Consider the following 11,034-nt stretch of genomic DNA (forward strand, 5'->3'; position numbering starts at 1 on the left):
AGAGCGCATTGACCACCGAGACGCCGACGCCGTGCAGGCCGCCGGAGACCTTGTAGGAATTCTGGTCGAATTTCCCGCCGGCGTGCAGCTGGGTCATGATCACCTCGGCCGCCGAGACGCCCTCACCCTCGTGGATGTCGGTGGGGATGCCGCGGCCGTCGTCGGTGACGGTGACCGAGCCGTCGGCGTTGAGGATCACCTCCACCCGCGTGGCCCAGCCGGCCAGGGTCTCGTCGATGGCGTTGTCCACCACCTCATAGACCATGTGGTGCAGGCCCGACCCGTCATCGGTGTCGCCGATATACATGCCGGGGCGCTTGCGCACCGCGTCCAGGCCCTTGAGGACCTTGATGGACTCCGCGCCGTAGTCGTCCTGCCCGTTGTTGTCGGGGGTAGGGCCTTGGATTTCGTTGTCTTCGCTCATTGGTGATCCAGCTGAGTCAGGCCCGACGCGTCCACGAGAACGCCCTGGGCCCGTCCTTTCAGGTCTTCAAACAGGTGCTCGTCGGTTCCGGTCAGGAAGGCCTGGAGCCCGAGCGCCGTGATCTCGTCGAACAATGCGGCCCGCCTGCGGCGGTCCAGATGCGCTGCGACTTCGTCCAGCAACAATATAGGGCTTGGCGATGATTCTGCACGCGAAAGGCGCGCGGCCTGGGCCAGAACCAGGTTCAGAATCAGCGCCTTCTGCTCGCCGGTGGAGCATTCCGCGGCCGGACGGTCCTTCTCGGCGTGGACCACCGCCAGATCGCCCCGGTGCGGGCCGGTGAGCGCCCGGCCCGCGGCGGCGTCGCGGTCCCTTGCGGCGGCCAGGGCGGCGGCTAGCTTCAGCTCGATGTCGGCGATCTTGGCGCCAGCCGCGGCCATCTGCTCCCAGGCGCCGGTGAGGCTGAGCGTGGCCTGGGGGAACGGCCGCTCGCCCCGGGTGTCGATCTCGGCCTGCAGGGCGGTCAGCGTGGTGGCCCGGGCTTCGGCCATCAGGGCCCCGGCCTCCGCCATGCGCGCCTCAAGCGCGTCCAGCCAGCCGGCGTCGGCGGGGCCGTCGGTGAGCAGGCGCAGGCGCTCGCGGCTGGCCTTGTCGTAGGCGCCTGCGTGGCTGGCGTGGCGCGGGGTCCCGGCGAACACCAGGCGGTCGAAGAATCGGCGCCGCTCGCCTGCGCCTTCCAGGAACAGGCGGTCCTGGGCCGGGGTCAGCCAGACCTGGCGCAGATGCTCGGCCAGGCGTCCGGGGGGTACGGTCTCGCCCTCCAGCCGCACGGTGCGGCGCGCGGCGCCGGCTTCGGAGACGCCCGCGCCCATGCGGGTCTCTCCGCCGTCAGCGCTCAGGACCGCCGAGACGGCCCAGGCCCGACCCTGCCCCTCGCCGGGCATGCGCCGCCCGACTTCGGCCAGGCTGGCGCCGCGCAGGCCCCGGCCGGGGGTGAAGAAGCTGACCGCCTCCAAGAGGTTGGTCTTGCCGGCCCCGTTGGCGCCCACCAGGAACACGGGGCGTCCGTCGAGGGCCAGGTCCGCCCGTTCGTAGGACCGGAAGTCCGTCAGGCTCAGGCGTGTCAGGGCCGCGCGGGTCACGAGGGGGTCTTACAGGGTTTCGCGGTTCCATTTCCAATGTCGTCATCCGATTGAGTCCGTCGGTTTTCCGCGAGCCGGGGGGCTGGGCGACCTCAACAAGCGGTTCGCGCCGTGACGCAGGACGGATGACCTCGCGCCGCCGCGCGCCTATCCTGCCCGGATGACCGACACCCTCGACGCCGCCCCCGAGACCCTTGGCGAGATTCCCCGCGCCCCGACCCAGGACGGGCCGAAGGTCCGGCTCTATCTGGTGGACGGCTCGGGGTTCATCTTCCGCGCCTACCACGCCTTGCCGCCGCTCACCCGCAAGAGCGATGGCGTGCCGGTGGGCGCGGTGGCGGGCTTCTGCAACATGCTGTGGAAACTGCTCGTCGACATGAAGGCGTCGGAGGACGCGCCGACCCACCTGGCGGTGATCTTCGACCACTCCGAGAAGACCTTCCGCAACAAGCTCTACGAGCAGTACAAGGCCCACCGCCCGCCGCCGCCCGAGGATCTGGTCCCGCAGTTCCCCCTGGTGCGCGACGCCACCCGGGCGTTCGGCGTCCCCTGCCTGGAGCTGCCCGGCTACGAGGCCGACGACCTGATCGCCGCCTACGCCTGCAAGGTTCGCGACCTGGGCGGCGAGGTGGTGATCGTTTCGTCCGACAAGGACCTGATGCAGATGGTCGGCCCCCAGGTGACCATGCTGGACACCATGAAGAACCTGCGTATCGGCCACGACCAGGTGGTGGAGAAGTTCGGGGTGCCGCCGGACAAGGTGGTGGACGTTCAGGCCCTGTGCGGGGATTCCGTGGACAATGTGCCGGGCGCGCCGGGGATCGGCATCAAGACCGCCTCGGCGCTGATCCTGGAGTACGGCGACCTCGACACGCTGCTGGCCCGGGCCAGCGAGGTCAAGCAGGACAAGCGCCGCCAGACCCTGATCGACTTCGCCGACCAGATCCGGCTGTCGCGCGAACTCGTCCGCCTGGACTGCGACACCCCCCTGCCCGCGCCCATCGACGACCTGGTGGTGGAGGAGCCGGACCCCAAGGCGCTGGCCGATTTCCTGGAGCTGATGGAGTTCCGCACCCTGGCGCGACGGGTCAGCGAGGCCCGCGGCGGCGAGGCCCCGGCGGCCACGCCCTCCCCCGCCGGCAGGGCGCCGGGAGCGCCGAAGCATGGCGCCATCGACGTGGAGGCCTATGCCTGCGTCCGCGACCTGACCGCCCTGGATGACTGGATCGCCCGGGCCCGGGCGGCGGGCATCGTCGCCTTTGACACCGAGACCGACGCCCTGTCGTCGTCCGACGCCAACCTCTGCGGCGTCTCTCTGGCCGTGGCGCCGGGGGAGGCCTGCTATATCCCCGTGGGCCACCAGCACGAGGGCGACGGCGGCCTGGACTTCGAGGACAAGGCGGATATCGCCCAGATCCCCTGCGAGGCGGTGATGGCCCGGCTGAAGCCGCTGCTGGAGGACCCCACGGTCCTGAAGGTGGCGCAGAACGCCAAGTACGACATGGCCGTGCTCTCCCGCTACGGGATCGACGTCACTCCGATCGAAGACACCATGTTGATCAGCTACGTGCTGGAGGCTGGCCTGCACAACCACGGCATGGACGAGCTGTCGAAGCTGTGGCTCGACCACGAGCCGATCAAGTTCAAGACCGTGGCCGGGGCCGGCAAGGCGCAGAAGAGCTTCAAGCACGTGGCCCTGCCCGAGGCCACCTGCTACGCGGCCGAGGACGCGGACGTGACGCTGCGGCTCTACGAACACCTGCGGCCGCGGCTGGCGCACGAAGGGCTGCTGACCGTCTATGAGACGCTGGAGCGGCCCCTGCCGCGGGTGCTGGCCGACATGGAACTGGCCGGGATCAAGGTCGAGCCCGACCGCCTGCGCCAGCTCTCCAACGACTTTTCCGTGCGCATGGGCGAGCTGGAGATCGAGGCCCACAAGCTGGCCGGCCGGCCGTTCAACCTGGGGTCCCCCAAGCAGATCGGCGAAGTGCTGTTCAAGGAGATGGGCATGGCCTCGGGCCGGACCACCGCCACGGGGGCGATGTCCACCGACGCATCCATGCTGGACGACCTGGCCGCCCAGGGCCACGCGCTGCCCCGGGTGCTGCTGGACTGGCGACAGCTCGCCAAGCTGAAGGGCACCTACACCGACAATCTGGTGGCGGCGATCTCGCCCCGGACCGGACGGGTGCACACCTCGTTCAGCCTGGCCGCGGCCACCACCGGACGCCTCGCCTCCTCGGACCCCAACCTGCAGAACATCCCGATCCGCACCGAGGAAGGCCGCAAGATCCGCAAGGCCTTCATCGCCGAGCCGGGCCATGTGCTGATCAGCGCCGACTACAGCCAGATCGAACTGCGCCTGCTGGCCCACATCGGCGACATTCCACAGCTGAAGCAGGCGTTCAAGGACGGCCTGGACATCCACGCCATGACCGCCTCGGAGATGTTCGGCGTGCCGGTGGAGGGCATGCCCGCGGAGACCAGGCGGCGCGCCAAGGCGATCAACTTCGGCATTGTCTATGGCATCTCGGCCTTCGGCCTGGCCAACCAGCTTTCCATCCCCAGGGAAGAGGCGGGCGCCTATATCAAGACCTACTTCGAGCGCTTCCCCGGCATCCGCAGCTACATGGACCGGATGATCCACGAGGTCCGCAGCCAGGCCTTCGTGACCACGATCTTCGGCCGCAAGGTGAATATCCCGGCGGCCCGCGGCAAGAGCCCGGCGGAGCGGTCCTTCGCCGACCGCGCGGCGATCAACGCGCCGATCCAGGGCGCCGCCGCCGACGTGATCCGCCGCGCCATGGTGCGGATGCCAGGCGCCCTGCGCGATGCGGGGCTCACCGCGCGTATGTTGCTGCAGGTGCACGACGAACTGGTCTTCGAAGCCCTCGAGGCTGAGGCCGACGCCGTCATCGCGGTCGCCAAGCGGGTTATGGAGACCGCCGCCGAACCCGCCGTGGCGCTCACCGTGCCGCTGGTGGTGGAGGCCCGCGCCGCCGCCAACTGGGACGACGCGCACTGACCTGGCGGGGTACCGCCCCATCCGCGCGGCGGCCTTGCGGGGGACTAGACGGGCGGAAGGAAATTCCTGGTGGAGCCGAGCGGAATCGAACCGCTGACCTCGTCATTGCGAACGACGCGCTCTACCAACTGAGCTACGGCCCCCAGGAAGGCGCGGAATAACCCTTTTGCGGCGCCGCCTGTCAAGCGCGCGTGCTCGGCCCGCCTTGCCAGCGGCGCGATAGCCGCTAGAAACCCGCCATGGGCAGCTTCCTCGAATTCGTCATCGGCTCGCTGATCGGGCTGATGGTCTGGGCGATCATCATCAGCGCGATCATCTCGTGGCTGGTGGCCTTCGACGTGATCAACCTGAAGAACCGCTTCGTCTATAATGTCGCGCGCTTCCTGGAGGCGGTGACGCGGCCGGTGCTGCGGCCCTTCCAGCGGCTGATCCCGCCCCTGGGCGGCGTCGACATCAGCCCGATCGTCGTGATCCTGATCCTGCAGGGCTTCCGCCTCTATCTGCTGCCGATGATCTTCGCGCCGATCAAGACGGTGATCGGCTGAGGCCTTCCACTCAGGGGTTGTAGGCCCGCTCCCCGTGGGCGGACATGTCCAGGCCCTCGTCCACGTGCTCCTCCTGGGCCCGCAGGCCCACCGTGCGCTGGCAGATCCAGGCCAGCACCAGGGTGACGATCGCCGACCAGGCCACCACCGCGGCCACGCCGATCACCTGGGTCAGCGCCTGGTCGCCCATGGTCACGCCCTCGAAGTAGCCCGCGCCGCCCAGGGCCGGGCTGGCCAGCACGGCCACCGCCAGGGTCCCCAGGATGCCGCCCACCCCGTGGACCGCAAAGACGTCGAGGCTGTCGTCGATCTTCAGCCGCTGCTTGACCAGCTCGACGGCGTGGTAGCAGACGACGCTGCCGGCGGCGCCCAAGGCCACGGCCCCCACCGGCCCGATGAAGCCTGACGCCGGGGTCACCGTGGCCAGGCCGGCCACCACCCCGGTGACCAGGCCCACCATGCTCGCCCGCTTGAAGCGCCGCCACTCGATGGCGGCCCAGACCAGGCCCGCCGTAGCAGCCGAGAGATGGGTGACCATCAGAGCGGAGGCGGCGTTGCCGTCGGCGGCGAGCGCGCTGCCGCCGTTGAAGCCGTACCAGCCCACCCACAGCATCCCCGCGCCGATCATGGTCATGCCCGGGTTGTGCGGCGGCGACAGGTCCCTGGGCCAGCCGTCGCGCGGGCCCAGGCGCCAGGCCAGCACCAGGGCCGAGACCCCGGCGGTGGCGTGGACGACGAGGCCGCCGGCGTAGTCCATCACATGGCGCGCGGCCAGCCAGCCGCCGCCCCATACCCAGTGGCAGACCGGCGCATAGACCAACACCAGCCACAGGCCGGAGAACAGCAGCACGGCGCCGAAGCGTATGCGCTCCACGAAGGCGCCGACGATCAGCGCCGGGGTGATGATGGCGAAGGTCATCTGGAACATGAAGAACAGGTTCTCGGGCAGGCCTGAGACCACCGCGTCGCGGCCCACCGGCAGGAGCGCGAACTTGGCCAGGTCGCCGATCAGCGGATGGCTGCCCGAGAAGGCCAGGCTGTAGACGCCGAACAGCCACAGCACCGAGGCCAGGCAGGCGATCGCCAGGCAGTGCATCATCACCGAGAGCACGTTCTTGGACCGCACCAGACCCGCGTAGAACAGCGCCAGCCCCGGCAGGGTCATGAACAGCACCAGCGCCGTGGCGCTGAGCATCCAGGCGGTGGCGGCGGGGTCGGCGGCGGCGGGCGCCTGGGCCCAGGCTGGCCCGGCCGCCGAGGCGAACGCCAGCGCAGCCGGCGCGATCCATTGCTTGGCGATCATCGGTTTCCCCCGCGCAGCGCGCCTCTTCGGGGGCTCGCGGGATCCAGTATTGGCGGAACGCGGCGATCCGCCAAGGCCGGCGATGTCGTAGGGGCGCCAGAAAAGCCCTCCGTCCGGGGAACCTTGGCCGTGAGCATGTGTTCCGGGATCAGCTGATCAACGACTTGCTTGTCGGATCATGGTCAGCCCGATCGGCCCGGCCCCCTGGCATCCCCCCCGACCAAGCCGGGCCGATCGACCACCCTTACCCTCTCCAGGCGTCTGGAAAGCCCGCCGCCCTGGGCGGTTGTCCTCGGGTGCGCTTTCGCACGCAGGCAGATCGGCCATGAACGACGACCGCAGCTCGCCTCTGGCGTCGCCGCCCAGGATTGCTCAACTATGGGCCATGTCCCGCGCCGACCTCGCCCGCCTGATCGCCGACGCCCGCAAGGTGGTGGTGTTCACCGGCGCGGGCATCTCCACCGAGTCCGGCATCCCCGACTTCCGCAGTCCGGGGGGGGTCTGGTCGAAGATGAAGCCGATCTACTTCCAGGACTTTGTCGCCAGCGAAGACAAACGCCGGGAGGCCTGGGACCGGGCGTTCAGCGGCCGCGCCGGCTGGGTGGGCCGGGCGCCCAACGCCGGCCACCACGCGGTCGCCCGCCTGGTGGGCCAGGGCAAGGCCACCGCCGTCATCACCCAGAACGTCGACAACCTGCATCAGGATAGCGGCGTGCCGGCGGCCCAGGTGATCGAACTGCACGGCAACGCCAGCTACGCGACCTGCCTGGAGTGCGCGCAACGCCACGAGCTGGCCGACCTGAAGGCGCTCTATGAGGCCACCGGCGACCTGCCCGCCTGCCGGGCGTGCTCCGGCCTGGTCAAGACCGCCACCATCTCCTTCGGCCAGCCGATGCCGGCGGAGCCGATGGCGCGGGCGGAGGCGGCGACCCTGGACTGCGACCTCTTCCTGGTGCTGGGCTCGTCCCTGGTGGTCTATCCGGCGGCGGCGTTTCCGGCGGTGGCCAAGCGGGCCGGCGCGAGGCTGGCCATCGTCAACCGCGAACCCACCGACCTGGACAGCCTGGCCGATCTGGTGCTGCACGACGAGATCGGCCCGGCGATGACCGCCGCCGTGCCCGCGAATTAGCGGTGGGTCTGTCACGCCGCCGCCTTGATCTGTGCGTTAGGAGGCGTGTTCGCAACCGCGGAGCCATCGTGATCAGACCCGCCAGCCTCATCGTCCTCGCCTGCCTCGCGCTCACCGCCTGCGGCGGCGGCGAACAATCCGCCTCCGGCGCCGGCGACCCCTATGCGGGGCTCGACGCCGAGATCCGCACCTGGCGCGCGGACCTCGAGGCGACAAATCCCCAGTGCGCCATCAAGGTCGCCGGCAAGGGCTGCGAGGCCTTCGAGGTCACCTGCAAGGGCGCCCGCGACCTGACCGCCGCCGACCAGGCCAAGGGCGTCACCGGCAAGATCATCGCCGCCATGACCTTCCGCTCCACCAGCGCGCAGGAGGGCGGCGGCGAGCCGGGCTCCGCCTTCGCGGAGTTCTCCCGGGCCAAGGGCGCCTGGACCCGCGCCGAGGCCAAGGGCGTCAACCTGACCACCTGCGCGGCGTTCTGACCCCGACGGCCATGTCACCACGCTGGCCTACGGGGAGAAGCGGCCGCGTTCGACTTCCCATGCTTCCACCTTGCTTCCACGAACGGGTGCGTCCACACGTTTGGGGCAGCCAGCGAGGAGAGCAGACGTGCCGCGCAAGTCAAAGGTGCGTCTGACAAAACGGGTCGTCGATCTGGTCCAACCTGGCTGCCTTGCCTGGGACTCAGATTTTCCGGGTTCGGGCTGCGCGCCACGCCCGCAGGCACCAAGACGTTCATTGTCCAGTTTCGCGCGAGCAATGGCCTTGGGATAGCGCGGGCGCGCGACCGTGCTGACGGTTAAGTTGAGAGTTCGGAGTTGGCAATCGCGCTTCGGCGTGCCCGGGTAACGCCATGCCCAAAATGCGCCGCAAAGGGGACTTGCCGACCAAGTTATGCGCCTGTTGCAGCCGTCCATTCGCATGGCGCAAGAAGTGGGCGCGCGACTGGGAGAACGTGAAATATTGCTCCAGCCAATGCCGCGACTCCGCGCCGCCACTCGAGCGGCAGACTGATTCGGCATGAGCGTTTTAAGGGTAGTATTCGGCGACCAACTCTCGTTCGACCTATCTGCGCTGGCCGATCTCGCACCGGGGCGGGACAGGGTTCTGATGGCGGAAGTGGCCGAAGAAGTCTCGTCGGTAGGGCATCACAAGCAAAAGCTTGTTCTGGTGCTGTCTGCCATGCGCCACTTCGCCGATGAGTTACGGTCGCAAGGGATCACGGTCGACTACGTTCAGCTGGACGCCCCAGGCAATAGCGGTGGGCTCACAGGCGAAGTTCAGCGCGCCGTCACGAGGCTCCGCCCTGAACGAGTGGTCGTAACCGAGGCGGGGGAGTGGCGTGTTCAAGAAATGGTCGAGTCCTGGCCGGCGCTGGTCGACTGTCCGGTCGAGGTGCGGCCTGACGACAGGTTCTTTGCCAGCCGAAACCGCTTTGCCGCCTGGGCGCAAGAACGCCGAACCTGGCGCATGGAGCACTTCTACCGAGACATGCGCCGCGAACATGCCGTGCTAATGGACGGTAGACAGCCGGCCGGCGGCGAATGGAATTATGATGCGGCCAACCGCAAGAAATTGCCGGCCGCCCTCTCTCTGCCCTCGCGCCTTCGCTTCGCGCCCGACGCTATAACCCGCGAGGTGATGACGCTGGTCCAGCAGCGTTTCAGCGATAACTTCGGATCTTTGGAAGACTTTGGCTGGCCGGTGACCCGCGCTGACGCCCTGCGCGCCCTGGATGACTTCATTTCCCGGGCCTTGCCCCGTTTCGGCGACTACCAGGACGCCATGAAGCAGGGGGAGCCCTTGCTGTTTCACTCTTTGCTGTCGCCGGCTTTGAACCTTGGATTGCTGTCTCCAAGAGAAGTGTGCGCCGCGGCCGAAGCGGCATGGCGCGCGGGGACCGCGCCGTTAAACGCGGTCGAGGGTTTCGTGCGGCAGATCCTGGGCTGGCGCGAGTATGTGCGGGGCGTCTACTGGGCGCTGATGCCGGGTTATGCCCATTCGAACGCGCTGGAGGCGAAGCGTAAACTGCCTGGCTTCTATTGGACCGGCGACACGACGATGCGCTGCCTGAGCGAGGCGATCGACAGCACAAAGCGATATGCCTATTCACATCATATTCAGCGCCTGATGGTCACCGGCAATTTCGCCCTGTTAGCCGGTGTGGCGCCCAGCGAGATCGAGCGCTGGTATCTAGCCGTCTATGCCGACGCCTTTGAGTGGGTCGAAATGCCCAACACCCTGGGCATGGCGGTGTTCGCCGACGGCGGACGGATGGCGTCCAAGCCCTATGCCGCTTCCGGCGCCTATATCGATCGCATGTCGGACTTCTGCTCGGGGTGCGACTACGATGTGAAGCAGAAGACCGGGCCGCGCGCCTGTCCGTTCAACTACCTCTACTGGGCTTTTCTCATACGGCATGAGCATCGGTTATCGGGCAACCCGCGGCTCGCCATGCCCTATCGTACGCTCGCCGGATGGCCCCAAGACCGCCGGGAGTCGATTGTGCGGGAGGCGGACGCGTTCCTCGATGGTCTCGAAGACCGTTATGACCCTGAGGCGGCGGTCAGATAGAGACGAGCCGCGAAGAGCTTCGGTGAACAGGTGTCGGATGCGCGTTGGGATCGTTGGGGCGGGAATGGCGGGGCTCGCCTGCACCGGGGGATTGGCGCGGCAGGGGCACGAGGTCGTCTTGCTCGACAAGGGTCGCGGACCCGGCGGGCGAATGTCGACGCGACGAATGCAGACGGCCCCCCGGAGGTCATCAACCAGGCGGTCGGTGTCGCCACCCTCAACGACGACAAACCTGACGTCTTCTCTCAAAGGTCGGTCTTCCTGGCTGACCGTACCATCTGGAAGCCACACCCAGCTTGGACCCAAGCGGCGACCGAGCTATCGCGCCTCTCGCTCCGAGATTTCCTACTTAGAGGGATGGTGCCGCCTAGGTGACTCGAACACCTGACCCCCGCATTACGAAGGCCAGGGAAGGTTTATCGAAAAAGCTATTAGTTTCTGTAGCTTAACCCCCAATCTCGGTGTCTGCGCCGCCACCACCCAGCGTCTTCCCAGCTTGGACGAAGAAGGCGGTGCGGTCGTTTCCTAAGTTACGCGACTTACCGCGGGAAACGCCGGAATCGCGACCTGCGCCATACCTGCGAACCGCACCCAACCGAGGTGCAGCCAACGGACAAAACTGGGACGCAGCGGGGCGCAGCGAGGCCTGACGCGTTTGGGCTGACAACACCTTCGGATGGACTCTCGTCTAGACCGGCGTAGCCTGGTCGCCCATGAAAACCGAGATTTCTGAGATCGCTGATGGCATCTTCCGGCTGAGCACCTTCGTGGCGGATATCGCGCCTCCCGCGGGCTTTACGTTCAATCAGTTCCTCATCACCGCGAAGGAGCCGCTCTTATTTCACTGCGGTCCGCGGGGGATGTTCCCGCTCGTCTCCGCCGCTGTGTCGACGAT

General features: G+C 68.0%; 10 protein-coding genes, 1 tRNA gene and 1 pseudogene. 8 read left to right on the forward strand and 4 right to left on the reverse strand.

From position 1 onward, the window contains the following. Both ACLL81_RS06855 and recF read right to left on the reverse strand, forming a co-directional pair. Positions 1 to 424 (reverse strand): ATP-binding protein (locus ACLL81_RS06855; RefSeq protein WP_411287601.1); only part of this gene is annotated, 424 nt, incomplete at its 3' end. Next, positions 421 to 1,566: a DNA replication/repair protein RecF gene (gene recF, locus ACLL81_RS06860; RefSeq protein ID WP_411287602.1), complete on the reverse strand. Its 1,146-nt coding sequence runs from the start codon at positions 1,564 to 1,566 to the stop codon at positions 421 to 423. The genes recF and ACLL81_RS06855, both read right to left, overlap by 4 nt. Positions 1,567 to 1,726: 160 nt before the next feature. Here recF and polA point away from each other — a divergent pair, with 160 nt between their 5' ends. Next, entirely contained in the window at positions 1,727 to 4,591 is a 2,865-nt protein-coding gene (polA, locus tag ACLL81_RS06865) for a DNA polymerase I (protein ID WP_411287603.1), read from the forward strand. A gap of 67 nt (positions 4,592 to 4,658) precedes the next feature. Here the strand turns inward: polA and ACLL81_RS06870 are convergent. Next, a tRNA-Ala gene (locus tag ACLL81_RS06870) sits at positions 4,659 to 4,734 on the reverse strand. A gap of 96 nt (positions 4,735 to 4,830) precedes the next feature. Here ACLL81_RS06870 and ACLL81_RS06875 point away from each other — a divergent pair. Beyond that, positions 4,831 to 5,136 carry a YggT family protein gene (locus ACLL81_RS06875; RefSeq protein ID WP_411287604.1) on the forward strand — a complete coding sequence of 102 codons (306 nt, stop codon included), beginning with the start codon at positions 4,831 to 4,833 and terminating at the stop codon, positions 5,134 to 5,136. 10 nt (positions 5,137 to 5,146) lie between these two features. On the opposite strand, the gene ACLL81_RS06880 is transcribed toward ACLL81_RS06875, so the two are convergent. Continuing rightward, positions 5,147 to 6,439 (reverse strand): ammonium transporter, encoded by a 1,293-nt coding sequence (locus ACLL81_RS06880; RefSeq protein ID WP_411287605.1) that lies wholly within the window; start codon positions 6,437 to 6,439, stop codon positions 5,147 to 5,149. A gap of 325 nt (positions 6,440 to 6,764) precedes the next feature. Between ACLL81_RS06880 and ACLL81_RS06885 the strand changes: the two genes are divergently transcribed. The 6 genes and pseudogenes from ACLL81_RS06885 to ACLL81_RS06910 all read left to right on the forward strand — a co-directional run. Then, positions 6,765 to 7,568: an SIR2 family NAD-dependent protein deacylase gene (locus ACLL81_RS06885; RefSeq protein WP_411287606.1), complete on the forward strand. Its 804-nt coding sequence runs from the start codon at positions 6,765 to 6,767 to the stop codon at positions 7,566 to 7,568. A gap of 68 nt (positions 7,569 to 7,636) precedes the next feature. Beyond that, positions 7,637 to 8,047, forward strand: coding sequence for a hypothetical protein (locus ACLL81_RS06890; protein ID WP_411287607.1), 411 nt, complete (start codon positions 7,637 to 7,639; stop codon positions 8,045 to 8,047). A 380-nt stretch (positions 8,048 to 8,427) separates the two neighbouring features. Next, positions 8,428 to 8,589: a DUF2256 domain-containing protein gene (locus ACLL81_RS06895; RefSeq protein WP_411287610.1), complete on the forward strand. Its 162-nt coding sequence runs from the start codon at positions 8,428 to 8,430 to the stop codon at positions 8,587 to 8,589. Beyond that, a complete protein-coding gene (locus ACLL81_RS06900; protein WP_411287608.1) occupies positions 8,586 to 10,139 on the forward strand; it encodes a cryptochrome/photolyase family protein in 1,554 nt (517 codons plus the stop codon). The genes ACLL81_RS06895 and ACLL81_RS06900 overlap by 4 nt, the downstream gene beginning before the upstream one ends. Positions 10,140 to 10,176: 37 nt before the next feature. Beyond that, positions 10,177 to 10,527, forward strand: a complete 351-nt coding sequence (locus ACLL81_RS06905; RefSeq protein ID WP_411287609.1) for an FAD-dependent oxidoreductase — start codon at positions 10,177 to 10,179, stop codon at positions 10,525 to 10,527. Between the two features lie 325 nt (positions 10,528 to 10,852). Continuing rightward, positions 10,853 to 11,034, forward strand: a pseudogene (locus tag ACLL81_RS06910) (MBL fold metallo-hydrolase); the annotation flags it as partial.

Origin of the sequence: Phenylobacterium sp. (assembly GCF_046590535.1) — a bacterium.
Lineage (GTDB): Bacteria > Pseudomonadota > Alphaproteobacteria > Caulobacterales > Caulobacteraceae > Phenylobacterium.